The organism is Nostoc sp., assembly GCF_036917465.1.
GTDB lineage: Bacteria > Cyanobacteriota > Cyanobacteriia > Cyanobacteriales > Nostocaceae > Nostoc.
In genome coordinates this window covers 26509-51103 of sequence record NZ_JBALDL010000046.1, presented here as the reverse complement: position 1 = coordinate 51103, position 24595 = coordinate 26509, and the positions used below count along the sequence as shown (strand labels likewise).

Below are 24595 nucleotides of genomic sequence, written 5' to 3'. Positions count from 1 at the left end.
ATGACTACGCCGAACCAACCGATGTAAATCCGGTTGTTGGTGCTGGTGATCCACTCACAGAATCGATCCCATACGTTGGCGCTTTCGCGGCGTTGTAAGGTTGCTGTCATTGTTTTATAAATGCGATTATTTGCGGATGAATTAGGTAGGTTTAACTACCTGTTACACATCTTAAATAATTTATTGCGTTTTGTAAAGTACTTTCAGAAAAATTTTCTGTTGGGATTTACGCATCCACAACACAAAACCCCCAGATCGCCGAAAGAAGGAGGCTCTCGATATTTACGAACGGCTATGCTACGCACTTTTATCATTTAGGTGCGTTGCCCCAAAATTCTCATACTTGCTCCTGGCATTGAAGCTTAGTGATAAATAGAAGAAATCTATTACCGATTAGCTATTCAGCCATTCTTCACCTAACACAAAACCATAGGCGAGTAAGCCAACAGTGCTTAAACTCAAAACAATCCCAAAAAAACGAGAATCCAGCAGCCGTAAAAAAGTGCTTTAATTTGCGGCTGGCTGCTGAGTGGGTATTGATTCGACACCCATCTCTGCTAAAGGTGGACGCAGGCACAAATAAATCAATGGACCGAATAACGGTATCAACGCTATTAACCAGAATATCTGTGGATTTTTCCAACCGCGACGCGCCATATCATCCCCTAGTAATGCGGGAAATAAAAGGCTAAGTAGGGAAAAATCTAAACTCATTACATTGATAAAGCGGTTTGTTTGCCACTGTTGCACAAAACTGCCCCAATCTCCTCCTTTTAAACCGTAGGCAACTAAAAGAACTGTGGTTACAGTCAACACAATCCCAGTCACACGAGAATCTAGCAGCTTGAGCAAGATATTCTTTTTACCGACAAACTGATTATTAGGTTCTCTAAGGGTTAGGTAGGGTAACAAGGCAAACATTCCGACTCCGAAAGAGGCTGTAGCAAATAGCCAAGCAGGTATTTTTTGCCCTCTACCATCAATAAACACTACTGCGCTGTAGATGAGAGGCCAGATGCCCATCAGGTTAAATAGTGCTATGACTAACGGGTTAACACCTTGCCACTGGCCAGTAGAAAGGTTTTTAATTAACTCGAATGTACCGGGTTGCTCAGGAGGAGCGAGGAAAAAAGCATAGATAGTGAATCCTAACCACAGGAAGCCAAAGGCAATTTTTCTAACCATGAAAGATTTAAGTAGGATTAATTATTGATTTTGCCACTATAAATTGGGTTATCTGCTTGCGATCGCATTATTCACTTATCTAAACTTGTAGCAGGTTATCCCTAAACATTACCTTAAGGATTGAAATAACTGAAGGCTTCTGAGAGGTAATCAGCAGCAGATGCCACAACTGCGATCGCACTTTCATAATCTAGGCGCGTTGGCCCCAAAACTCCCACGCTTCCTACTGGTATTGAACCTCGGCGATAGGTGGAAGAAATTAAGGTACAGGTGCGGATCGGTTCTAATGGATTTTCTGCACCAATACGAACCGTTACCCTTGATTTCCCCGCATCCTCTGGTTCTGGTTCCTCAAATATTAATCGCCATAGTTGGTCTTGTTCTTCTTCCAACAGGTGGATAATCGTTTGTACCTGCTGTAACTGAGAAAATTCTGGCTGGCGCAAAACTTCTGATACACCCCGAACCATAATTTGGGTTGCAGTAGGTGCATGAGTACGACGAGTCAATTCGGCAACTGAATTTTTCAAAAATTCCCCGTAGCGTTGGAATTCCTGATCTAGTTCGCTCCAGTTGAGGCTGGCTAATTCCAACAGACTTCGCCCCCGTAAATGGGTATTCAAAAAGTTAGAAACAATCTGTAACTCGCGATCGATTACCTCTGAATCCCGTTGTGTTTCTTCTGATATTGGCGACAAATCCATCAATTTGGAATGCGTCTCATAACCTTCGGTAACAACAATTAACATAATCCGCCCAGCTTCAATTTGCACTAATTGCAGATGTCGCAATAGCGCTGTTGTAGTTTGCGGCATCGTAATCAAGCTAATACAACCACTCAAGGTTGCTAAAATTTGTGCGGCTCCTTGCAGTAGGCTTTCTAAACTCCGATCTTCCCAGTGGAGATGCTTTTGCAATGCCGTCTCTACTTCTCGTCCTAAAGTTTCTGTCCGTGTAGCATCTGTTTGGGACACACTGCGCGAACGCAGAGAAGGTGTAATTAGCTGGTCAACATAAATGCGATAGCCTGAATCTGAAGGCACTCGTCCGGCAGAAGCATGTGGTTGGTAGAGTAATCCAGACTTTTCTAAAACGCCCATTACATTGCGAATTGTGGCTGAACTTACACCCAAGTCGTACTCTTCGACCAAAGCCTTTGAACCAACAGGCTCTGCTGTAGCAATGTAGTGACGTACCGTTGCCCAAAGTATATGCTGTTGTCGATTTGTTAACTGGACTTCCATAGGATATGTTTTGCTAGAGGCAAATTTTAATCAAAGTCTGGAAAAATTTCTGGATTTGATCGAAAAAAAAGAATATTAATAATTAATTAAGATAACAAATTATAGAATTATATTGTGATAATTAATTTTAAGGTTCACGCACAACACTTTTTAAAATTGCACTCTAAATAGAATTTAGGCTTTTGCAGCCAAAGCTGAAAATTTGGATTTATAACACCCTCTATCAGCTTATTTTTGCATTATTCTACACTGATAAAAGTATTATGGGATACGTATTTTTGCGGCGATCGCAGCGAAGATTTGGGTGGAAAAGTTCCGTAAGTATGTAGCAAGTTTCTCAACCTGCTAACTTGATATAGTGATGTTTTCACAATCACAAAAGCCAGATGGAAGAGTTAATTTCCATTCCATCTGAGTAATGCACCTAAACACAAGCTAATACTGGGGAATTGAATGGTCTACTAAGATGGAGTAAGCGTCAATACCGCCAGAAATATTTTGCACATTTGTAAAACCTTGAGCAATTAACCACTGGCACATCTGGGCAGAGCGAATGCCGTGGTGGCATAATACAAGGGTTTCAGCTTGGGGATTGAAGAGGGTAGGTACTTCATCTCCCCATTCGGCAAATTTACTCAAAGGTAGGTTGAGAAAGCCTTCAATGCTAGCGATCGCCAATTCTTCTGGTTCTCGCACATCCACTAGCTGTATACTTCCATCACCAGAGGAAAGACGTTTTGCCAGTTCTTCTACACTAATCTGGTTCATGGGTTGACTAAAAAAATTCCCTATAAACAGTCCTAATCTAATTTTATGGTGACAGAAAATCTCTGTCTTTGCATGAGTATCCATTCTCAAGAAGGCTGATAAATTCTGCTAGGCTTTCTGCTTAAATGGCTGTAAACCGTCTTTTTTAAAGGTTTAATGTGAATAGTCAACGTTCATTTATCGGTTTTATCGTCGCAGGTACGATCGCACTGCTAGTAATTGCGATCGCTGGCTTTTACTGGTTTTTCGCCAAAAGTCCAGCTAACTTGATTGCTTCTACCTCTCAGCCTGGTGCAGCCATATTCGTGTCGAAACTATCTCCTGCAATGGTTTCATTGCTGACTAATCCCGATCGTTTGCAGGCGTTAGAGCGTGAAGAGGAACTATCTAAACTTAAAACCAGTTTATTCGCCAAGAGTGGCATAGATTATAAACAAGACGTGCAACCCTGGTTAGGGAACGAAATTACATTAGCGATCGCCACCTTAGATATCGATCGAGATTCAGAAAACGGACAGCAGCCAGGGTATCTGTTAGCACTAGCAACCAAGCAACCAGAGAAAAGCCGCGAGTTTGTGGAGTTGTTGTTTTCCAAACGGGCGTTAGCTGGCGCAACCTTAGCTGTTGAACAATACAAAGGCGTGAAACTGATTTCTGATAATCAACCAAAGGGGGATTTGCTTGCAGGTGCGGTTGTTGGTGAAGGCTTTGTGTTGTTTGCTAACGATCCGAAAGTGTTGCGAGATGCAATCAATAACGTCCAAGCACCCGATCTAAACTTGACTAGCTCCCCCGAATACCAAAAAGCGACTAAAGAACTACCTAAAGGGGGTTTAGCTGTAGCGTTCTTGAATCTTCCCGTTGTGGCAAAATGGCAAGGCTTAGAACTACCAGAACAACTTTATAATAGTGAAATTATTTCTCTGGCGTTAAATCCCAAAGGATTGCTAGCAGAAACCACATTTTTGACTTCATCGGAAATTCTTTCTCCATCCTCGCCACTATCTAAACCTGTGGGAGCATTGCAGTATGTTCCAGCGTCGGCAGGTTTGGCAATTTCCGGCTCCAATTTGAGTAATTTGGGTAACAGTGATTTAGCTAAACTTTGGAGACAAGCAACAGCTACTGTATATGGTTCTGGTGAAGATGTTGTTTCTCGGTTAGCAAAACCTTTGGTAGATGTTCAAAAACGCTGGGGGATAAACTTACCAGAGGATATTTTTAGCTGGGTACAAGGAGAATATGCCGTAGCATTGTTACCTGAGAAAGAGCAAGCAACACCTCATTGGGTTTTTGTGGTGGAAAAATCTGAGAGTGTAGAAGAAGGCGTTGCTCGATTAGATGCGATCGCATCATCCAATGGACTGAGCATTAATACTCTGACTATAGACAAGCAAGACAAGCAAGACAAGCAAAAAATCTCGGCTTGGACAGAGTTAACTACGGCGACTAAAAAAAGTGATGTTAAAGAGGGAGCATCTTTCACTATTGAAACAAAAGTGCGGGGATTGCATACAGCTTTAGGAAATTACGAAATTTTCACCTCTGACTTAGAAACTATGGATGAGATTCTTACAAATAAGGATAATTCCTTAATTGACAATCCGAATTTCAAAGATAGTATCGCTGCTATTCCCTTACCCAACCAAGGCTACATATATCTTGACTGGATAAAGAGCCAGGATTTGTTAGAGCGTCAAGTACCAATTCTCAAACTAGCAGAAGTTTTAGGGAAACCGTTTTTTGATAATTTGCGATCGCTCACAGTCAGCAGTTATGGAACTGACACGCGATCGCTTAAAGGTGGCGTTTTCTTCCAACTTAATAATTCCTGAGATTTTCATAAAAGCTCAAGTGCAGAAACTTAAAAATTATTTAACTTTCTGCACTTTCTTAAATCATGATATTTATGTAGAGTTCCTGTAGTGTTTACTATTTGTAATTTCTGGATAATTACCGGCTACTAACCTAAAATTGTCTATCAAGTTGCGATAAATAGTATTATTTTAAAATTTTTGAACAGCCTTGTAGTCTATTTTTTGAATTCCACGATCCAAAATCTAAAATTGGTAGAAATCATCAGTTGGGAATTGTAGCTGCTGTTTATATTAAGAGAGAGCCTAGCAATTAGCTGCTTGTTTTAAAAACCCTTGATTGTGGCACATTTTAATGTGGCACAATCAACTGCAATTTCACTGGAATTTTTTCATTAGAATATGTATATATCATTACTAACTTAACAGCCTGTTGGAGGGCTACTATGAAATACTGTTGCCCCCGACTTCAGTTTACCGGCGGCTGGTTGTTGGCTATACTTACCGCCATCACAGCAACTCCTGTAATAGCAGAGACAGCGAATTTTGGTACTTTCAACTTGTCCGCAAACTTTAATGCAGCCCAAGGAACAGTGCAGGGGTTTACAGGTGGTTCTTACTCATTGTCTGCTATAAGTAACCGCGATCGCGATCAAAAAGCATGTATAGGCTTTGCCGATCCCAATCCAGATCACATTATGGTTTTGGAAAAGGACTTTTCCCAGTTGACAATACAAGTAGATAGCGGGGGAAGCGACACCACTTTAACCATCCAAGGCCCAGATCAAACTACGATTCGTTGCGGTGATGATACTGGCAAAAGTAAAGATGCTAGCGTTAGCGATCGCAACTGGAAAAGTGGCACTTATCGGATTTGGGTAGGTACATTTAATCCTGGGGTCAAACGCGATTACACTCTGACAGTAGAGCAGCAGTAATGGGGAGAGACGCGATTAATCGCGTCTGTACAAGAGTTAGGAATTAAGTGATTAATAACTAATGCCCAATTCCCCATTCCCAATTTTTACGTGCAACACCTGAGAGGATAATATGGGAGAGTAGCTTGTTGTGCTTTCCGAGGGTGCTATCTCGTGCTATCTATACTGCGTGCTGACTTTCGTATCATATTTGAACGTGACCCAGCTGCCCGTAACTGGTTGGAAGTTTTATTTTGTTACCCTGGTTTGCAAGCCCTGCTATTCCATAGGCTGGCTCACTGGCTGTATACTCTTGGTCTTCCCTTTTTTCCCCGCCTGATTTCTCACGTGGCTCGGTTTTTGACTGGAATTGAAATCCACCCTGGTGCAGCAATTGGGCAAAGCGTGTTTATTGACCACGGGATGGGTGTAGTAATTGGTGAAACTGCGATCGTAGGAGACTATACGCTAATTTATCAAGGTGTCACCCTTGGGGGTACTGGTAAAGAATGTGGCAAGCGCCATCCGACTGTGGGCGAAAATGTCGTGGTTGGGGCGGGAGCGAAAGTGCTGGGTAATATCCAAGTTGGCGATAATGTCCGTATTGGCGCTGGGTCTGTTGTTCTAAGGGATGTTCCTTCAGACTGCACTGTAGTCGGCGTACCTGGGCGGATTATATATCGTTCTGGAGTCAGGGTTGCACCTCTAGAACACAGTAATTTACCAGATTCGGAAGCTGAAGTGATTCGTGCTTTAGTAGACCGGATTGAGGCGCTAGAAGAACAAATACAAACTCTTCAACGCAGCAAGTATTCTGAAAAAACTCTTGTATTGGCAGGTTGTGTAGCTTCTAACCAAGCTGATGTATTACAACATGCTCCTGTGTGCAGCCTTAAAGATAAGGCAATACAGCAGTTTTTAGATGGTGCGGGTATTTAAATCAAGTTATACCGTTTCTTTGTGAAGCTGCATATCATTTACCCCCCGGCTACGCCGTCCCCCCTTGTGAAGGCTACGGTGTACACACATCTTTGTACAAACCCAAAATCGTTGGAGATCCCCCTAAATCCCCCGATAAATTGGGGGACTTTAAGAGACTTTTGCCCCCCTTTTTAAGGGGGGTTGGGGGAATTAAAAGCCTATGAGGCCACTCTCAAAGACTTGTGTGTACACCGTAGCTTGTGAAGGGGGGACTTATTATGTGCATCTTCATAAAGAATTGGTATTAGGAGTTAAGAGTTAGTGTGAAGAATAAAAATTATCTTTGCACCTCATAACTCCTAACTGAAAAAATTAAGGATTAATTTCTTCACAAAACCATTCCTGATTTTCATCGCGGCGATAAAACCTTCTATTTTGTGGTTCGCCGCGTAATTCTAAGTGGTCTACCTGCGCAGGGTCGAGTAGCAGTAGGCAAAAATTAGGTAATGGCTGCACCGAGTCGGGTGTTGGTGGTGCAAAAGCTTCTGGGGTTTGAACTCTGGGTTTACCAGGATGAGGCCAAGCAAACTGTAAACGTGCAGCATCACTCAATTCTTGCCACATTGCGATTCTGGCTGGCTGTAATTTCTGGTGAGAATCATCACTGCTAACTAGGGTCAAATCGCCATTGATGCGGAATTGTTCTCGTGTATTGGGGAAGTACCAGCAAATTTCTGCCCAAGGTTGTTGCTGTATCTGGTCGGCTTTAGCGCTACGGGCATCAGTGATAAATCTTAGCTGGTTTGTATCTTCTAGGAAGCCGCGAAAGACTAGGGTACGATTAGCGGGGCGACCGTTTGGCTGCACCGTTGCTAGTTGCAGGTAACGAGCATAAACAAGGCTGCGGTTGCGATGGAGTGCATGAGCGATCGCACCTCGCCAAGGAGCAAGAGACATTATACAATTCTGTTGGTAATCTAACGCCAGGTATTCCTGAACATACTACCACTTCAATACTCCTAGTTGAGCGCCAGTGATTCCTAAAAGTTCTCTAAGGCTAAGAGGGTGAATGAACAAGTATTTCACTGTGATTTTAGGCACTTTTAGATCCCCCCTAGCCCCCCTTAAAAAGAGGGGAACCCGGAGTCAAAGTCCCCCTTTTCAAGGGGAGCCACTGCGGTCTTGGGGTCTCCCCAAGTGAAGTAAGTGGCGTGGATTTAAAGGGATCTAAAACTTTTGATACCGACAAGAGAACTTTTCAAACATCCTCTAAGAAGCTTTAAGATTCCACTGCTGTAATATATATGTAAATTCTTAATATAAATAACATCTAATGAGTTCCTTACCCGCTAATCGTGCTAATACCCTCAAAGCTGCTTTTCGTGTTTGTGATGTAGCTCCTCTAGTTACTAGTAGAGATATTGAACGTTATTATGTTAATTTATAAAAAGTTCGCAAGACAGAGGCAATTAAAAAAATTAAAACTCGCTTAGATTTTCTTGAACCCGCAGAATTTTGTAGCCTTCTATTTACCGGACACCGGGGATGTGGTAAAAGTACAGAATTAAGGAAGATTCAGCAAGAATGGGAATCTCAATATAAAGTTATTTATATAGAAGCAGACGCTGAACTAGATATATTAGACGCAGAATACACAGATTTATATTTGGTAATTATTAAAAAAGTTGCTGATGTTTTATACAAATCAGAATTAAATTTTGATACAAACCTTTTAAATAATTTTGAATCTTGGTTTAAAGAAATTACTTAAGAAACTGAACAAACAGTTGAAAGGTCAGTAAGTCTCGCTGCTGAGGCAGAAGCAGGAATAAAGATTCCTTTTATATCAAAGCTCTTGGGTAAAATACAAGCTCAAATTAAAGGTGGTGACAAACAAAGAAAGACTGTTCGCCAGAATTTGCAAAAAGATATTGGGCGGTTACAAGCTGATATAAATTTGTTGTTGGGTGATGCTTTTGTCAAGCTTAAATCCAAATACCCGGAATATGAAAAAGGATTTCTAATTATTTTTGATAACTTAGATAGGGTTCCTCCCAATGTAGCTAAACATTTATTTTGTGATTACTCATTTCAATTGCAAAGTCTACATTGTACGATTATCTATACAGCGCCAATTTCTATAGTTTATTCTGAAAATAATTTGAGTAATTCCTTCGACACACCCAATATTGTGCCGATGGTCAATATATATGAGTTTGAACAAGACAAAAACGAGCTAGATTATAATCATGAGGGGATAACAGCAATTACGAGTTTAATTGAACAAAGAGTTGAAGTAGACGCAGTGTTTGAATCGCGTCAATTATTAGTAGATTTAGCGAAAGCAAGCGGCGGCCACATCCGTCAATTGATGCAAATAGCATCACAAGCATTTTTGACAGCAGCAACTCGCGATCGCAACAAAGTTACTGCCGATGATATCACTTATGCGATTAAGCAAGAGCAGTTTAATTTTGAGCGGAGTATCCCAACAGAATACTATTCTGCTTTGGCTGCGGTATATATTAATAAGGATGTTTCTAAAGATGAAATCGGCAGATTAATGCTGTTCAGCCTTTGGGTTTTTGAGTACAACGGCAAAAATCGCTGGAATTATGTTAATCCAGTTGTGAGGCAAATCCATGCTTTCCAAGAAGCAGTCAAATCAGCTACAAGTAACCCCTGAGTGGAATTTAGAAAAAGAAACTTTTGTGCAAATAAATCAGCAGTCATTAGCGGAACTATTAACCTTTATTGACTTTGCTGATACTCAGCTAACGATTGGGTTCGTTGCTGTTAACTTTGCTGAAGATAGAAATACTTTAATTGAAATCCTCAAAAATCATCCTCGATGTGATGATATTCAGTTTGAAATTCTCAATTTTGCCGATCCTAATTTGCGTTTTTTAAGGGATGAGATTGTTCGGGATTTAAAAGAAGTTGATTTAGAACCAGATAAAAAATTAGTTTTAATTGCGATCAGTTTAGAAAAATCGATTGGTTTGTCTGGGGAATATCCCCCTGTACTGCAAGATTTGAACTTTGTGCGAGACGCTTTTAGTGATAGCGTTCCTCACCCTGTACTGATATTTTTGCCAGATCATGCACTAATACGTTTGGCAAAATATGCCCCAGATTTTTGGGCATGGAGAAAAGGAGTATTTTATTTTCAAACAGTCAAGTCTACTCAAGAGTTGGCTATAAAAAAAACTATTCAGTCTGAGAGAATATTAGGAAGTTTAGATTTACCAGAAAGGCAAGAGCGGATTGATTTACTTGAACGCTTGCTAATGGAACAATCAACAGATGTACGTAGCCGTATTAATATTTTGAAGGAGTTAGGGGTAGCTTATGGAAGTATTGGTGAGGTACAAAAAGCAGAGGATTTTTTGCTAAAAGCTTTGAAGTTGACTGAAGAAGATGAAAATTTAGTAGGAATCAAAGCCAGCGTTCTCCACGAACTAGGTTACACATATCATGATTTGGGAGAATGGGATAAAGCGATCGCACTCTACAATCAGTCTTTGGAAATAAAAGAACGCATTGGGAATATCCAAGGCAAAGCGGCGACGTTGCACCAATTAGCAGGTATCTACGCCAAGAAAGGGGATGTGGATGAAGCGATCGCACTCTACAATCAGTCTTTGGAAATAAATGAACGCATTGGGAATGTCCAAGGCAAAGCGACGACGTTGCACCAATTGGCAATTATCTACTCCGACAAAGGGTATGTGGATGAAGCGATCGCACTCTACAATCAGTGCTTGGAAGTTTTTGAACGTATTGGTGATGCCTATTGGAAAGCACTAACGTTGCATAGCATAGCAAGTATCTACGCCAACAAAGGGGATGTGGATGAAGCGATCGCACTCTACAATCAGTCTTTGGAAATAAATGAACGCATTGGTAATGTCCAAGGCAAAGCAATGACTCTGTGGTGTTTAGGAGATTTGGCAGAAGAGCAGGGTGAATACACTAAAGCGATATCTTATTTGCAACCAGCTTTAGAGATTTTGCAGCGATTGAAGTCACCGGATGCTGAAAGTGTGAGTGCAAGCCTTGATAGGGTAATGGGTAATTCGTAATTCGTAATTACTAAAAGATTTTTGTCTCACGCAGAGGCACAGAGGAGAATGCAAAAGTGTAATTTAAGTAAATGAAAACTGCTGTAATGAGTCTTTGATACTCGCCGACGAGTGTTTGAGCTTCGTTCGTGAACCTCAGAGCTTTGTTAATGAACCTCAGAGCTTCGTTCGTGAACCTCGGAGCTTCGTTCGTGAACCTCGGAGCTTCATTCGTGAACCTCGGAGCTTCATTCGTGAACCTCGGAGCTTCATTCGTGAACCTCAGAGCTTTGTTCGTGAACCTCAGAGCTTTGTTCGTGAACCTCAGAGCTTTGTTCGTGAACCTCAGAGCTTTGTTCGTGAACCTTTGAGCTTCGTTAATGAACTTTGACAGCTATTTAGGTGAGAGAATCAGGATCTACACCAAGCGGTAAGTAGGTAGGCGTAATAAAATATAAGATCAAACCTCACCCTCAATCCCTCTCCTTAGTAAGGCTACGGTGTATACACTGTACAGGAGATCCCCCTAAATCCCCCTTAAGAAGGGGGACTTGAAGAGGCTTTTGCCCCCCTTTTTAAGGGGGGTTGGGGGGATCAAAAGCCTATGAGGTAACTCTAGAAGACTTGTGTGTACACCGTAGCCTTAGTAAGGAGAGGGAAGCCGGAGGCAGGGTGAGGTTTTATATTTAATTTTATCCACTTACTTAGACTCTTTAGTAATTCGTAATTCATATATGAAAACCTATGACTGGATTGTAGTTGGCGGTGGAATTGCGGGTGCTGCACTCGCTTATGAATTAGTCAAAACAGGTTTTGCTGTACTTTTATTGGAGCAATACCAAACACCACAGAATGCAACTCGCTATAGTTATGGTGGGCTTGCTTATTGGTCGGGGAATACGCCACTAACTCGGCAATTGTGCGAAGATGCGATCGCGCGTTACCATATCCTCTCTCAAGAATTAGACGCTGATATCCAGTTTCGGGAATTAGATTTATTACTGACTATTTCAGCCGCTAATGACCCAGAAGCAACGGCTGCATCATATAATGATTCTGCCATTCCACCCCGTTTACTCAGTGTTGAAGAAGCTTGTGAGTTGGAACCACTGCTAAATCCAGAAGCGATATCTGGTGCTTTAACTGTTAAACACGGTCATATTCACCCAGAAAAAACATCACTTGCTTACATCCAAGCTTTTCTGCGGGCTGGCGGTGAAATGCAGATTACCGAAGTATTGCAAGTACTGCAAGATGGTGTAAAAACCACCTCTGCAACTTTCCACAGTGCGAACGTCGTTATCTGTGCAGGTGGACTCAGCCGCCAACTCTTAAAATCTGCTGGTATTCCCGTGAAGCTGTATTTTACCCACGCAGAAATCATTGAAACCCCACCTGTGGATGTGCAGTTACGCACCTTAGTTATGCCAGCGAATCAGCAACGGTTTCAACTAGAAGCTGAATCTTCTCAAGTTGATGAATTGTGGGATGAACTAGGTAATGAGTTAGTAGCACCGATTTTAGATGCGGGTGCAATTCAGTTTCAAGATGGTAGTATCCGCATTGGTCAAATTAGCCGTGCGATCGCAGATCCTCATGCCAAGGTAAACTCAGAAGATAGTGAAAAGTGGCTGCGAAAAAGTGTTGGTCAAGTTTTACCAATATTGGGAAATTTACCAGGAACTTGGCATCATTGCTTGGTGGCATTTAGTAGCGATCGCCAGCCGTTGATTGGTACTATCCCAGGATTTGACAGCATTCATTTATTCTGGGGATTTAGCAGTCCTTTGGTGATTGTACCACCTTTAGCAAAGCGCTTTGCTAACTTTGCTTCTGGCAAGAAAGATGAAATTATTCTTCAGCTATCTATTCATCATTGACAATAATTTCAGAAGACCAAGCTGAACAAAGATTAATATTGGAAAGTTAGAGGAGGGGAGGAGGGTTATTAATTGAGGTGGGGGTGGTGGTTGCGATCGCACTCTTCCTTATAATTGTTATGCCAATGGTGCTGTCGGAGTTTCGCCTGAATTTGTTGGGGCGATTTCTGTCACTGGCGATTGTGGCTTTGGGTATTGATTTGATTGGGGGTATACTGGTTTATTAAGTTTGGGACATGGTATTTTCTTTGGTTTGGGTGGATATGCGATCGCAATGTACCTGAAACTGCAAGTCCCTACTAATGAATTGCCTGATTTCATGGGGCTTTATGGGGTTACGGAACTTCCGCTTTTTGGAAACCTTTTTATTCGTTTACGCTATGCAAAAAGGCGGTATTGTCGCCTCCGGTTCCACAGCCGAACTCAGCCAAGATGTGATTCAACGCTTCTTAGCTGTTTAATTTGGGATATTTCTATATCAATTGTGTCAGAAGCAATCAAGTCTGCTGCTTCTTGTAAAAGCTCATGCTGTTCCTTTTGAATTACTTCCAAGCGACTAGAAATTTCTGCTAATCGTTGTTGTTTATTTGGTTGAAAATTTTCCGGTGGTAAAGCTGGCAAGATATCAGTTGTTTCAGTAGCTGTAATTTGTTGAACAGCAAAACTACCAACTTTAGTTAAAGATAAAAAACCAACTTTAATCAAAACCTGAAGCAATTTTAACGGAACTTGGAGTATTGACCAACTAGCTGTTTCAATCAAGCGGACAATTGCTTTGATGATGCTCCAGATGATCGCGATCGCAAACAGCAAAATCACTATACTAATAATTGGGTGATTAGTCGCCCAACCTAGTATTTGAACTAACCTAAAAAATATCGGGTGTTGTGTCAGCCAATCACTTACAGAAGATGTCATTGCATCTTTAACTGCCCCAGATGTTGTACTTTTAAATTTCTCAGCAGTTTGCCAAGTTTGCTCTAAACTTGTTGCAACTGTATCAGTTGTTGTAGTTGCTGTTGTCTTTAAAGACTCTCCAACTAGCTGTGCTGAGTTACTTAGAGAGTTAACGCTTCCACCTACAAAATCTTTTACATTTTGCAAGCGTTGTAAAACTCCATTAGGCAAATGTATGTCTATTTGGGATTCCATAAAATGTTATAGACTTGCAAGTTGCAATTGTTCTTCTCTAGCTTTTTTGAGTACTTCTGGATGAGAATTTGATTACTTTTCATATTTCTCTAACTCGAAGCACTAGTATAAAACCGTAATGCAAACCGCCAAAACCAAGTAGAAGCGAAAAACAACGCTACTGCTAGTATTGCTGCACCTATCAACCAGCTAATTTCACTCTGACCCAATAGCGCTTGGGCTGGTACTGTAGTTAAAAAGGCTACTGGCATTACAAAGGTGAAGAAAAAGCGGTAAGCAGTGGGATATGCAGCAATGGGATATCGTCCAGCTTCCAATAAACCACGCAACACTTCGGTAACGTTGTATATTTTTACGAACCAAATACTCATCGATCCCAGCATAAACCACAGACTGTATAAAATTACGAAGCTGAATAATAACGGCAGCATCCCAAGTAGATAGCCGTTTATCCCTACACCGAGGCGTTTACCTGCATAGCCAATAATAATACAACCAAAAACTAAGTCCGGCAGTCCCCAAAGTGAAAGGGTATGAGTGGAAAGCCAAAACTGACTGCGGATAGGCTTTAATAATATAAAGTCCAAAGTGCCTTCCTGGACATGGCCGACAATGCGATTCAAGTTCGACGCTAAAAAAGTGGCAGAAAATCCTTGTAGTAAGGTAAAAATTCCGAGAACTACTAAAGCTGCTTCCCATGACCAGCCACTAAAAGTATAGCCAGTGCGGTAAAACAAGAATAGTCCAAAAAGGCTCCCCGCAAGATTTCCCAAGCTGGTGAGGCTAGCAATGAAAAAGTTAACACGATATTCTAACTCAGCTGCGATCGCAGCACCCCAAAATAGTCTTAGTACTTTCAAATATCTTTGCATCTTGCACCTCTATCTCAAAACGTGCTATTTGTCACTACATTTATCAAGATTACACAATAAAATTATGTAAATTTAATATTACTTTTTATTCAGGAAAATTGCTAAACGTTAAGATGTTGTGGATCTAATTGTTGAAAGCTAAAAAATTCTATGCATTTCAATTTACAAGACATAGCAAAAATTGGCTATTTTGGGGTGTGGGCGATTATCTTCGCAGAATCTGGCTTGCTAATTGGGTTTTTTCTACCCGGAGATAGTTTGTTATTTACTGCTGGATTTTTGGCATCGCTTCCGCAATCAGGGTTTAACATTTGGGTTCTGATTTTTGGTGCTTTTGTTTGTGCAGTCCTTGGTGATAATGTTGGCTACGCTACAGGATACAGATTTGGGAGAAAATTATTTCAGAAAGAAGATTCATGGTTGTTTCATAAAAAACACTTGGTAAAAACCCAGAATTTTTATGAAAAGCATGGCAAAAAAACGATAGTTTTGGCGAGATTTACACCGATTATTCGCACTTTTGCGCCAATTGTGGCTGGACTTAGTGCGATGCATTACCGAACGTTTATGTCTTACAACTTAATCGGTGGCTTTCTTTGGACATTCGGTATTACCATTTTAGGATTTGTATTAGGCAAATCCCTCCCACCTGAACAGGTAGATAACTATTTGTTACCCATTATTGGATTAATTATAGTTGTTTCTTTAGTGCCGTCGATTATTCATATAATCCAAGAAAATAGAGCAAATAAAAGTTAAAATATTTTTCGCAATTTATAGAGATGGGAACGAGTTAATTTTGGAATTTGGAGCCAAGCATGAAGAGTGCTGAGTTCCGAGTGCTGTTAGCGATAGCCGGGCGTTTAGCCCGTGCTGAGTTAAAAATTGAAGATTTACTCCTTAATTTTTAATTCATGATTTTTAATTATTTCGGGGGCTTATTGATTTTTGAATTGGTACTATGGATTGTTAACTACGCCATATATGTATCTCAATTGCCACGGCTGTTTCGTTGGGAAGTAGAATCCAACTCTGACGTTAGTTAAGAATTAATCGCAGAATTAGCCATTTTGATCAAAGAAGTGCGATCGCCTGCTTTCAACCCAACAACATATTGCACACCCTGTTGTCTCCAAGTCAAGGTAGCATCTGAGCAACCGGCACCACAAGTAAAATCTACAAAATAGCCAGTGAACCCCTTAGCTAAAGATACACGTTTCCCAGTCAGACGGGGTGTTTTGTGGGTTACAGCTTCAGCCGTAACCGCGCCCAAACGACAAGCAGAAGCACCATAACAATCGGGAGTGAAAGCCAGTAAAATCTCGTAGTTTTTTGGCGTAGCAGTTTCTATATTTGCATAGATTGGATTTTCCCCATCCGACTCAGGAATAAACTTCGGTAAGAGAATCCGAATCTGAGTCTTTTGGTTTAATTTTGGCAAAATAGATTTAAAAACTGGGTGTGGCTGGATTTTACTTTGCTGTGCTATTAGTTGGGACTGATTGTTTATATTGGCTATAGCTGAATTGTGAAAGCTGCTAATGCTGACTAATAAAAATACGCCACACACAGCACTGATATTTCTCAAGCTTAAAATCATCTTTGAAAACCTCTTTCATCTAAAGTCTTTATTTGTAATACCCATTTTGAGGATCAAATTACCTATTAAAGAGCGCTTAGAGTCAGCTAGACTAAAGAAGAAATTACTTAATAAGTTTTAATAATTCTGTGATGAGTACTGATTCACCTGTTAATTCTCCAGATAAGCCTGAATCTCCATTCTGGAAGCGTTTGAGAAACTTCTTAATTGTAATGGTAGCGATCGCTCTTAGCGTTGCCCTAGTCTTAGGATTGCAAACTGAAACAACTTCGGCAACCCTAGCCAAATTAAGCGAATCGTCCACACCACTAGAAGTAGCCGTCAGCAACGGTAAACCATCTTTAGTAGAGTTTTATGCTGACTGGTGTACTGTCTGTCAGAAAATGGCACCAGATATCACTCAACTGGAAACAGAGTATGCTGACAAGATGAATTTTGTCATGCTGAATGTGGATAATACCAAGTGGCTACCAGAGATGTTGAAATATCGGGTAGATGGGATTCCCCATTTTGTATTTTTGAGTCAGCAAGGGGAAACCATAGCCCAAGCAATCGGCGATCAACCCCGGACGATTATGGCTAGTAACTTAGAAGCTTTGGTTACTGGTTCGTCTCTCCCTTATGCCCAAGCTAGCGGGAAAGTTTCTAAATTTTCAGCCCCAGTAGCGCCAACTGCTAATCAAGACGATCCCCGCAGTCATGGCAGCCAAGTAGTAAATTAGCACTTTGGAAGCATGGGGTAGGAGTGCAGAAAAAGAGCGATCGCGCACCTTACCCTTTTCATTGGTACAGGCAGAAACCTCCAATCAAACCTGCCAAGCTTTGTTGAACAATGAGCGCAGTTATGTCAACAGCTTTTGTATAAAAACACCTAAATCTATTTTCTAATGGTTATGAGTAATTTTAAAACCGAGTTTCTCCATCCCCTTCATCGAATAGATTCCCGCTTGAGACGTTTGTGAGCGTACATTAATTCGTCAGATATAGCAATTAGCGCTCTTTTATTACTTTGAAAAAATAAAATATTTGTAGGTTGGGTTGAACATTCGTGTTACCCAACAGAAGCAGGGATTATTGGCGTTGGGTTTCGTTCCTCAACTCAACCTACCCATAGATTTATAGAAAATAGTAACAACAAAGGTTTCTGATTTTTATCTCGTGAGAGTCATAAAAGAGCGTTAGTTGTTCTAGTGACATATTACTTCCTGGTGAGTAACGCTCTATCCCCATACTCATCGAAAGTTCATAGCTACGGTTTTGCTGTTGATTAAAGTTAGCAATATTTTCTTGCAGACACGATTGGATGCTATTGTTTGTTTAGTTTGTTGATCAGCGATCGCGTAATTTTACAGCCCAGTCGAGATCATCTGGGCGCTTTTATGCAGAGATGATCCGATATAACATGCTGCTAAATCTCTCAACCTAGTGAAATAATTTTCTCTCCCTGGAGTAATTTTAAGTAACATATCAAACTTTAATTAGAGACTATTGATCAAATAAATCAAAAGTTAGGGTGTGTTATGTTGCGGTGCGTTAGGCGCTTCAATTATCTTTTTTGTAACCAAAATTCTCGAAATATGCGCCTCAATGCGGTTCGGTTAAGGTGTTTATTCCTCGAAGATCCCCCCAACCCCCCTTAAAAAGGGGGGCTTATAACCATCTTTTACCCCCTTTTTAAGGGGGTCGCCGTAGGCGGGGGGATCTTAACCGAACCGTATTGATATGCGCCTGACACACCCTACAGAGATTTTATTTTTCCTCGCTCAAAAATCTCTTAGTCTTTATACGACTCCAAAATCCCACTGCGAATCATTAATTGTGGCCAAAATAACACAAAAAATCCCATCCACGTCACTATAGGGATCGAGACAAGAATTGTTAGCCAGATAGTTTTAAATAGTAACCAGCTACCACTAATCAGGGTTACACCTGTGAGAACTATAGACCAGGGCTGACACCACCAAGGTTTATAGCTCCAAGGACTTATGGGCTTTTGTTCAGACATTAATTTTATTTAATAAAATTAAAAGTTTCCCTTTAAGCATTTTTAAGCTAGACGATCTACTAGGGTTCCAGAGTCAAACGCATCGCTATTAATATTATCAATATTTTGGCAAAGTTCGTCAGAAATATAACAGTAGAATCTAGATTAATTTTGGTTATCGTCCACTTCCACAAACTAAAAAAAATTAACAAGGGGATTTTGCCCCCTGTTATTAGTCTTGGTAAACTTACAAAAGTACTGATTCTGCTTCCAACTTCTCGCTTCTGTTCTTCAAGATGGTTGGTAATTCGCTGCTGAACGCTTCACCTTCAACTACTTGCGATCGGAAACCATCGGGCCCAACTGGAACGTCACCAGTTATCGTGGTGCGATAGAGGACGCGCTCGACTTCCAGATGATCCAGATCCTGCGGGGCTAAATGCGAGGTGGCACGATTGTCCCAGAAGGCAATATCACCGTTATTCCATCGGAAGCGGGTGGTGTAGGCAGGTTTGGCGATCTGGTTGAAGAACAACTCAAGCAGCAGGTCGCTTTCTTGTCGTGACACGTCAAGAATGTGCGACGTGAAGCCAGGATTCACATACAATGCTCGTTCGCCCGTCTCAGGATGAACACGTACTACCGGGTGGATTGAAACTAGGGGATTGGCTGCAATCCGTTGGGCAATTTTGCTATTGCTGGGCAGATTCAAACGCGCATTGAAGCGATGTTCGGCTTTCAATCCGTCTGCTAGCGCCCGCAAAGGTGCTGATAGACCCTCGTAGGCTGCAACTAGATTAGTCCATTGTGTGTCACCCCCGAAGTTGGGAACGTTAACCGCACGCAAAATTGATGCTGCGGGTGGGTTGACAACTGCTGTCACATCGGTATACCAGCGACTCTCGTAGCTGGAACGCCGTAGACCATTACGCCGTTCGTAGCGGCTGCGGTCAATTGGGAGAATTTCTGAAAAGCCATCTATCGGCTCATCTTCGTGGGGATGTGCGTAAGTCACTTCGCCGAAACGAGATGTGAATGCAATTTGTGCAGCATGATCGATGTTCTGACCACGAAAGAACACGACTTTCCACTTCAATAGTGCTTGACGAATTTCTTTGACTGCATCATCGTGCAAAGGACGTGAAAGGTCTACACCACTGATTTCAGCACCAATGAAACCAGCTACCTGTTTGACTTGAATGTGTTTGTTGCTCATGTGAATTCTCCATAGTTTGATTTGTTTCCTTTGGTATGTTGTTTGCACTTTATGGTTACATCCCAAAGGAAGCGATCGCATTGAAAAACATCATACTATTAATCGATAGATTTACAGTAGTATGAGAGCATAGAATTTTAGACTGCTAAACCTTCCCCGCAAGTGGCGCGAAAAAATCCTTGTTTCCCAAGGTAGGTAGAAACCCCACCCCAGGTATCTGGCTGTATTTAGGAACGCGGATTAAATAAAATACAAAACTTCATCCTATCTCTAGCTTCCCTCTCCTTTATAAGGCTACGGTGTACACACAAGTCTTTGAGAGTAGCCTCATAGGCTTTTGATCCCCCCAACCCCCCGATAAATTGGGGGGCAAAAGTCTCTTAAAGTCCCTCAATTTATCGGGGGATTTAGGGGGATATCCAACGATTTTGGGTTTGTACAAAGATGTGTGTACACCGTAGCCTTTATAACGAGAGGGATTGAAGGTGAGGTAAGCGAGGGACATAAACTGTATGTTATTTAATTCTTATTCCTTAATTTTGAATTTTGAATTGATTCATGGGGATTCCTCCTGTCTCCTTAAGAATTATTCGTTAAGGATTTCCAAGAACTGCGCCTCGCTTAACTGCGTAATTCCTAAAGAGAGAGCTTTTTCTAATTTAGAACCGGCATCTTCTCCTACCACCAAATAATCTGTTTTTTTACTCACAGAATCAGTCACTTTTCCACCGGCTTTTTGAATCAAAGCCTTTGCCTCATCTCGCTTTAAGGTTGGTAATGTCCCTGTAACTACAAAAGTCTTACCTGCAAACTTTTGATTACCATCACCAACTGTTTTTGTTTCTTCTGGGGCAGTTAATTGCAATCCTTCTGCTTGCAAGCGTTCTATCAAAGTTTGGTTGGCATCAATCCGAAACCACTGGTACACAGATTGGGCAATTTCAGCACCGATACCGTAAATTCCTTCAATATCTGATTGCTTTGCTGTGGCTAACTGGTCTACGGTGAAATATTTCTGAGTCAACAATTGGGCATTCACACTGCCAACGTGACGGATGCCTAAACCATACAATACCCTTGACCAAGGTTGATTTTTTGATTGAGCGATCGCATCCACTAATTTTTCTGCTGACTTTTCCCCCATCCTTTCTAACGCACACAATTTGTCTGGTGTCAACTCATATAAATCGGCAACGGAATGCACCAAAACTTTATCAACAAGTTGATGCACGCATTTTTCGCCTAAACCTTTAATATCCAAAGCATCACGACTTACCCAATGTTCAATAGAACCTTTGAGAATCGCTGCACAGGAAGCATTAACGCACCGAGTCACCGCCTCACCTGATTCTCGCACCACAGGTTGATTGCACACTGGGCAATGGGTGGGCATAACGAAGGGTTCGGTGTCAGCAGGACGGAGTTCTTTTAATACCCTCACCACTTCTGGAATGATTTCTCCAGCTTTGCGGACAATGACAGTATCACCAATGCGAATATCTAATTGAGCAATGCGATCGCTATTATGTAAAGTTGCGCGAGAAACTGTTGTTCCCGCCAGTTGCACAGGGCGCATCTCGGCTAACGGCGTTAACGCCCCCGTTCGTCCGACATTTACAGCAATATTTTCTACACGAGTAGGCGCTTCTTCGGCGGGGTACTTTAATGCAACTGCCCAGCGAGGAAATTTCTGGGTAAAACCTAACTGTTCTTGGAGTTTAAAAGAATTCAGCTTTACTACCACTCCATCAGTCATGTAGGGTAAATTCAGGCGTTCCGTATCCCAATATTCATAATATTTTGCCACTTCTGCGATCGCGGGACAAAGTTTGTGGTTGGGGTTGACTCGAAAACCCATCTTTTCTAACAACTCCAACGCTTCCCATTGGGTATTGGCAATACTGGTGTCATCTCTACCAGGAATATGCAAAGTGTAGCCAAAGAAATCTAACCGCCGTTTAGCGACAATGCGCGAGTCTAATTGTCTGAGTGTACCTGCTGCGGCATTCCGGGGATTGGCGAATAATTGCTCGCTCGCTTTTTGCCTTTCCTCATTAATTTGTTTAAATACTTCCAAAGGCAAAAACGCCTCGCCTCGGACTTCCACCCTTTCGAGAATTTCTAACCCTTCAAAATTCAAACGTAAGGGAATTGAGCGAATTGTCCGTACATTTTGGGTGATATCTTCACCCATCACCCCATCACCCCTAGTTGTCCCTCTAACTAGAATCCCATCTTGGTAGGTAAGAGCCAAAGCAGAACCATCAATTTTCAGTTCAGTGACATATTCCACCGAATCTATTTTCGGCACTTGTCGCCGCCAACGCTGATCCCACCCTTGCAACTCATCAATATTGAATGCATTCTCTAGACTGTACAGGGGGATATTATGCCGCACCGAGGTAAACTGCGTTGCCGGTCGCTCACCCACGCGCTGAGTCGGACTATCGCGTGCTGTCAACTCTGGATATTGAATTTCTAGTTGTTGCAATTCTCGATATAGCTGGTCATAGACTGCATCCTCCATCATTGGAGCATCTAAGACGTAATAAGCATAACTAGCTTGTTGTAATAACTGGCGCAATTCTTCTGTGCGCTTTACTTCCGGCTTAATCTGTGTCATTAGAATAATTACAAAATATCTAGCGAATAGAATTTAAAGATAATGAAGCCTATTGTTTGGATAGTCGCAACTAACCAGTGAAATCAAGGCTTTTAGGAATTAATCTTTATTATATTCTACCCAAATTGGATGTCTTGGTAGGCGATCGCCACAACAAGGGCAAGGAAGTATCGGATATCTTTCAGCAGCTTTCATCAGAGTAAACCGATCCTGATTTATCGCATCTCCACAATATAGAGTCGTAATCATAGGATTAGCTGTTTTTCCTCGCCAATTGCAAAAATTACAGCTTAAAGTTTCTAACTGGACTCTTTGAAACTTTGATTCTATTTCTAGAAAAATATATGGCATCCAATTCTTGAAATTTGATATCTTTCCAAGCCCTAAGTGAATTTCAGGATATTTTTGAGTCAACTCAAGCGCCGGCCAAAGCAAATCTAAAACAGCTAGTGGCATATCATCAATAAAGGGGTTGAATCGCAAAGTTTCCCATTCTTCTTGGCTGGGGAATAATATCTTTTGACCGTCAATATAAATGTGTTTTGTACTAGATTTCTTTGAGTTCATGGTCTTGTATTGCGACTTTCATTAGCTATTATCGGCAGAAACTAAGCTAAAAATACATAGTAAAGCTATGCTAAAAAAATACAAATTAAACATCAGTATCCTGAATTCAGGAATCGACTGTAAATCAGGGGTATACACAATTGCCAGCATTGCTAACTCAATACGGTTCGGTTAAGATCCCCCCGCCTGCGGCGACACCCTTAAAAAGGGGGTAAAAGATGGTTAAAAGCCCCCCTTTTTAAGGGGGGTTGGGGGGATCTTCAGACATATTAAAACGTTAACCGAACCGTATTGGCATTGCTAACTGGGTATTGCATAAAAAAATAAATCCAAACCTATTTAGTAAGCACAGTCCAAATTTAGAGTTTTATTTTCCTAATATGTTTATCCGCTCTTTAACATTTACTGCCTCTAGTGCAGCGTTACTTGCAACTTTAATCAGTTCCGCTTTTGCCGCTCCTATTAACTTTGCTAATAGTGTCAGCAATACCAAGACAAACACAAAAGTAATTGCTCAAAATGTTGTCCAGTTACAGAGAATTCCTCATGACACAAGACAAGCAATAGCTAATGGACAAAACCGATATGCTGCTATTTGGGTCAAGTCTGGTGGTTCAGCTTGGGAAGCACGACATGGATTGACCTCAGCCCAGTATCAAGCGACTTTTGACAAACTGGTTGGTGAAGGATATCGGTTGGTTGATGTCAGTGGTTATGATATCAACGGACAAGACCAATACGCGGCTATTTGGGTGAAGTCTGGCGGCCCAGCTTGGCAAGCGCGACATGGATTGACTTCATCTCAGTATCAAGCGACTTTTGACAAACTAGTTGGCGAAGGATATCGATTAGTTCACGTTAGTGGTTACAGCGTGAATGGACAAGACCGATATGCCGCTATTTGGGAAAAGTCTGATAGCCCAGCTTGGGAAGCACGACATGGATTGACTTCATCTCAGTATCAAGCGACTTTTGATAAACTGGTTGGTGAAGGATATCGATTAGTTGATGTCAGTGGTTATGATGTCAACGGACAAGACCGATACGCGGCTATTTGGGTGAAGTCTGGCGGCCCAGCTTGGCAAGCGCGACACGGATTGACTTCAGCCCAGTATCAAGCGACTTTTGACAAACTGGTTGGTGAAGGATATCGCTTGGTTGATGTCAGTGGTTATAATGTCAACGGACAAAACCGATACGCTGCCATTTGGGAAAAGTCTGGTGGTTCAGGTTGGCAGGCGCGACATGGATTGACTTCAGCCCAGTATCAAGCGACTTTTGACAAACTGGTTGGTGAAGGATATCGATTAGTTGATGTCAGTGGCTATTAGTACAACATCTCCAATTATCATTGCACACCGAGGCGCTAGCGGCTATCGTCCAGAACATACTTTTGAACTGAGTAAATTGCGTAGACGCGGAGCGGCTTGTCGCCAGACATCGCCTACATCTTTAGTGACAGATGCTCATGTGGCTGGTTTGCTGGTTCATGTCTGGACTTTCCGCAATGAAGACTGTTTTTTACCACTGGATTTTCAAGGAAATCCTGAAGGAGAATATGAACTAGAGCGTATTGCAGGTAAATGAAGTACACGTGTAGGGACACAACATGTTGTGCCCCTACGATGATCTGTACCTCACGCCTGTTGCAATCTGCTGTATTTTTCAGCTTAGGTGTTGATGGCGTATTTAGCGACTACCCAGATACAGCAGGTTTCCACTTTAGTGTTTGGCGATCTAGTGTTCAGTGGTAATTTAGTAGACCAATAGAAAATCGCAGAAAAGTAA

22 protein-coding genes and 4 pseudogenes are annotated in these 24595 nt (G+C 41.6%); 13 read left to right on the top strand and 13 right to left on the bottom strand.

Annotation, left to right across the window (positions count from 1 at the left end):
- The 5 genes and pseudogenes from V7K38_RS09805 to V7K38_RS09785 all read right to left on the bottom strand — a co-directional run.
- Nucleotides 1-110 (bottom strand): annotated as a pseudogene (locus tag V7K38_RS09805) (photosystem II q(b) protein); the annotation flags it as partial.
- 397 nt (nt 111-507) lie between these two features.
- The gene (locus tag V7K38_RS09800) at nt 508-1185 is read right to left on the bottom strand and encodes a DUF2834 domain-containing protein (protein ID WP_334857371.1); all 678 of its coding nucleotides are present in this window, start codon (nt 1183-1185) and stop codon (nt 508-510) included.
- Between the two features lie 113 nt (nt 1186-1298).
- Entirely contained in the window at nt 1299-2429 is a 1131-nt protein-coding gene (gene hrcA, locus V7K38_RS09795; protein ID WP_334857370.1) for a heat-inducible transcriptional repressor HrcA, read from the bottom strand.
- A 239-nt stretch (nt 2430-2668) separates the two neighbouring features.
- Nucleotides 2669-2800 (bottom strand): hypothetical protein, encoded by a 132-nt coding sequence (locus tag V7K38_RS09790; protein ID WP_334857368.1) that lies wholly within the window; start codon nt 2798-2800, stop codon nt 2669-2671.
- Nucleotides 2801-2864: 64 nt separating this feature from the next.
- Nucleotides 2865-3197 (bottom strand): rhodanese-like domain-containing protein, encoded by a 333-nt coding sequence (locus V7K38_RS09785; protein WP_334857366.1) that lies wholly within the window; start codon nt 3195-3197, stop codon nt 2865-2867.
- A gap of 158 nt (nt 3198-3355) precedes the next feature.
- On the opposite strand from V7K38_RS09785, the gene V7K38_RS09780 reads away from it, so the two are divergent.
- From V7K38_RS09780 to cysE, 3 genes are all read left to right on the top strand, one after another.
- Nucleotides 3356-5032: a DUF3352 domain-containing protein gene (locus V7K38_RS09780; RefSeq protein ID WP_334857365.1), complete on the top strand. Its 1677-nt coding sequence runs from the start codon at nt 3356-3358 to the stop codon at nt 5030-5032.
- A 425-nt stretch (nt 5033-5457) separates the two neighbouring features.
- The gene (locus V7K38_RS09775; protein WP_334857363.1) at nt 5458-5949 is read left to right on the top strand and encodes a hypothetical protein; all 492 of its coding nucleotides are present in this window, start codon (nt 5458-5460) and stop codon (nt 5947-5949) included.
- A gap of 153 nt (nt 5950-6102) precedes the next feature.
- Complete coding sequence (gene cysE, locus V7K38_RS09770; RefSeq protein WP_334857361.1) at nt 6103-6867, top strand: serine O-acetyltransferase; 765 nt, start codon at nt 6103-6105, stop codon at nt 6865-6867.
- 354 nt (nt 6868-7221) lie between these two features.
- On the opposite strand, the gene V7K38_RS09765 is transcribed toward cysE, so the two are convergent.
- On the bottom strand, nt 7222-7806 hold the full coding sequence (locus tag V7K38_RS09765; protein WP_334857360.1) for an Npun_F5749 family FMN-dependent PPOX-type flavoprotein: 585 nt from the start codon (nt 7804-7806) through the stop codon (nt 7222-7224).
- Between the two features lie 898 nt (nt 7807-8704).
- Between V7K38_RS09765 and V7K38_RS09760 the strand changes: the two genes are divergently transcribed.
- The 5 genes and pseudogenes from V7K38_RS09760 to V7K38_RS09740 all read left to right on the top strand — a co-directional run.
- Nucleotides 8705-9535 (top strand): hypothetical protein, encoded by an 831-nt coding sequence (locus tag V7K38_RS09760; RefSeq protein WP_334857358.1) that lies wholly within the window; start codon nt 8705-8707, stop codon nt 9533-9535.
- Nucleotides 9492-10934, top strand: coding sequence for a tetratricopeptide repeat protein (locus V7K38_RS09755; RefSeq protein ID WP_334857356.1), 1443 nt, complete (start codon nt 9492-9494; stop codon nt 10932-10934). The genes V7K38_RS09760 and V7K38_RS09755 overlap by 44 nt, the downstream gene beginning before the upstream one ends.
- A gap of 713 nt (nt 10935-11647) precedes the next feature.
- Nucleotides 11648-12793 (top strand): NAD(P)/FAD-dependent oxidoreductase, encoded by a 1146-nt coding sequence (locus V7K38_RS09750; protein WP_334857354.1) that lies wholly within the window; start codon nt 11648-11650, stop codon nt 12791-12793.
- A 119-nt stretch (nt 12794-12912) separates the two neighbouring features.
- Nucleotides 12913-13201: pseudogene (locus V7K38_RS09745) on the top strand (ABC transporter permease subunit); the annotation flags it as partial.
- Nucleotides 13165-13254: pseudogene (locus V7K38_RS09740) on the top strand (ABC transporter ATP-binding protein); the annotation flags it as partial. The pseudogenes V7K38_RS09745 and V7K38_RS09740, both read left to right, overlap by 37 nt.
- Here the strand turns inward: V7K38_RS09740 and V7K38_RS09735 are convergent.
- Both V7K38_RS09735 and V7K38_RS09730 read right to left on the bottom strand, forming a co-directional pair.
- Nucleotides 13217-13945, bottom strand: a complete 729-nt coding sequence (locus V7K38_RS09735; protein WP_334857352.1) for a hypothetical protein — start codon at nt 13943-13945, stop codon at nt 13217-13219. The pseudogene V7K38_RS09740 and the gene V7K38_RS09735 overlap by 38 nt on opposite strands.
- Before the next feature lie 89 nt (nt 13946-14034).
- Complete coding sequence (locus V7K38_RS09730) at nt 14035-14817, bottom strand: ABC transporter permease (protein ID WP_334857351.1); 783 nt, start codon at nt 14815-14817, stop codon at nt 14035-14037.
- Nucleotides 14818-14967: 150 nt separating this feature from the next.
- On the opposite strand from V7K38_RS09730, the gene V7K38_RS09725 reads away from it, so the two are divergent.
- A complete protein-coding gene (locus V7K38_RS09725; protein WP_334857350.1) occupies nt 14968-15576 on the top strand; it encodes a DedA family protein in 609 nt (202 codons plus the stop codon).
- Nucleotides 15577-15859: 283 nt separating this feature from the next.
- Here V7K38_RS09725 and V7K38_RS09720 read toward each other — a convergent pair whose 3' ends face one another.
- A complete protein-coding gene (locus V7K38_RS09720) occupies nt 15860-16417 on the bottom strand; it encodes a hypothetical protein (RefSeq protein WP_334857349.1) in 558 nt (185 codons plus the stop codon).
- A 131-nt stretch (nt 16418-16548) separates the two neighbouring features.
- Here V7K38_RS09720 and V7K38_RS09715 point away from each other — a divergent pair, with 131 nt between their 5' ends.
- Both V7K38_RS09715 and V7K38_RS09710 read left to right on the top strand, forming a co-directional pair.
- Complete coding sequence (locus V7K38_RS09715; protein ID WP_334857348.1) at nt 16549-17139, top strand: thioredoxin family protein; 591 nt, start codon at nt 16549-16551, stop codon at nt 17137-17139.
- 4 nt (nt 17140-17143) lie between these two features.
- Nucleotides 17144-17305 carry a hypothetical protein gene (locus V7K38_RS09710; protein ID WP_334857347.1) on the top strand — a complete coding sequence of 54 codons (162 nt, stop codon included), beginning with the start codon at nt 17144-17146 and terminating at the stop codon, nt 17303-17305.
- Between the two features lie 886 nt (nt 17306-18191).
- Here the strand turns inward: V7K38_RS09710 and V7K38_RS09705 are convergent.
- The 4 genes from V7K38_RS09705 to V7K38_RS09690 all read right to left on the bottom strand — a co-directional run bounded on the left by V7K38_RS09705 (nt 18192) and on the right by V7K38_RS09690 (nt 22807).
- A complete protein-coding gene (locus V7K38_RS09705; protein WP_334857346.1) occupies nt 18192-18422 on the bottom strand; it encodes a DUF6737 family protein in 231 nt (76 codons plus the stop codon).
- A 226-nt stretch (nt 18423-18648) separates the two neighbouring features.
- Complete coding sequence (locus tag V7K38_RS09700) at nt 18649-19617, bottom strand: TauD/TfdA dioxygenase family protein (protein ID WP_334857345.1); 969 nt, start codon at nt 19615-19617, stop codon at nt 18649-18651.
- Between the two features lie 586 nt (nt 19618-20203).
- Nucleotides 20204-22240, bottom strand: a complete 2037-nt coding sequence (gene ligA, locus V7K38_RS09695; RefSeq protein ID WP_334857343.1) for an NAD-dependent DNA ligase LigA — start codon at nt 22238-22240, stop codon at nt 20204-20206.
- A 99-nt stretch (nt 22241-22339) separates the two neighbouring features.
- Nucleotides 22340-22807 (bottom strand): hypothetical protein, encoded by a 468-nt coding sequence (locus V7K38_RS09690; RefSeq protein ID WP_334857342.1) that lies wholly within the window; start codon nt 22805-22807, stop codon nt 22340-22342.
- A gap of 380 nt (nt 22808-23187) precedes the next feature.
- On the opposite strand from V7K38_RS09690, the gene V7K38_RS09685 reads away from it, so the two are divergent.
- Complete coding sequence (locus V7K38_RS09685; protein ID WP_334857341.1) at nt 23188-24138, top strand: hypothetical protein; 951 nt, start codon at nt 23188-23190, stop codon at nt 24136-24138.
- Between the two features lie 109 nt (nt 24139-24247).
- Nucleotides 24248-24561: pseudogene (locus V7K38_RS09680) on the top strand (hypothetical protein); the annotation flags it as partial.
- Between the last annotated feature and the right edge of the window lie 34 nt (nt 24562-24595).

Bases quoted from the DNA above. Each gene is read 5' to 3' on its own strand.
- V7K38_RS09800 (WP_334857371.1), bottom strand. From the start codon at position 1,185: ATGGTTAGAAAAATTGCCTTTGGCTTCCTGTGGTTAGGATTCACTATC.
- hrcA (WP_334857370.1), bottom strand. From the start codon at position 2,429: ATGGAAGTCCAGTTAACAAATCGACAACAGCATATACTTTGGGCAACG.
- V7K38_RS09785 (WP_334857366.1), bottom strand. From the start codon at position 3,197: ATGAACCAGATTAGTGTAGAAGAACTGGCAAAACGTCTTTCCTCTGGT.
- V7K38_RS09775 (WP_334857363.1), top strand. From the start codon at position 5,458: ATGAAATACTGTTGCCCCCGACTTCAGTTTACCGGCGGCTGGTTGTTG.
- V7K38_RS09765 (WP_334857360.1), bottom strand. From the start codon at position 7,806: ATGTCTCTTGCTCCTTGGCGAGGTGCGATCGCTCATGCACTCCATCGC.
- V7K38_RS09755 (WP_334857356.1), top strand. From the start codon at position 9,492: ATGCTTTCCAAGAAGCAGTCAAATCAGCTACAAGTAACCCCTGAGTGG.
- V7K38_RS09750 (WP_334857354.1), top strand. From the start codon at position 11,648: ATGAAAACCTATGACTGGATTGTAGTTGGCGGTGGAATTGCGGGTGCT.
- V7K38_RS09735 (WP_334857352.1), bottom strand. From the start codon at position 13,945: ATGGAATCCCAAATAGACATACATTTGCCTAATGGAGTTTTACAACGC.
- V7K38_RS09730 (WP_334857351.1), bottom strand. From the start codon at position 14,817: ATGCAAAGATATTTGAAAGTACTAAGACTATTTTGGGGTGCTGCGATC.
- V7K38_RS09725 (WP_334857350.1), top strand. From the start codon at position 14,968: ATGCATTTCAATTTACAAGACATAGCAAAAATTGGCTATTTTGGGGTG.
- V7K38_RS09720 (WP_334857349.1), bottom strand. From the start codon at position 16,417: ATGATTTTAAGCTTGAGAAATATCAGTGCTGTGTGTGGCGTATTTTTA.
- V7K38_RS09715 (WP_334857348.1), top strand. From the start codon at position 16,549: ATGAGTACTGATTCACCTGTTAATTCTCCAGATAAGCCTGAATCTCCA.
- V7K38_RS09705 (WP_334857346.1), bottom strand. From the start codon at position 18,422: ATGTCTGAACAAAAGCCCATAAGTCCTTGGAGCTATAAACCTTGGTGG.
- V7K38_RS09700 (WP_334857345.1), bottom strand. From the start codon at position 19,617: ATGAGCAACAAACACATTCAAGTCAAACAGGTAGCTGGTTTCATTGGT.
- ligA (WP_334857343.1), bottom strand. From the start codon at position 22,240: ATGACACAGATTAAGCCGGAAGTAAAGCGCACAGAAGAATTGCGCCAG.
- V7K38_RS09690 (WP_334857342.1), bottom strand. From the start codon at position 22,807: ATGAACTCAAAGAAATCTAGTACAAAACACATTTATATTGACGGTCAA.
- V7K38_RS09685 (WP_334857341.1), top strand. From the start codon at position 23,188: ATGTTTATCCGCTCTTTAACATTTACTGCCTCTAGTGCAGCGTTACTT.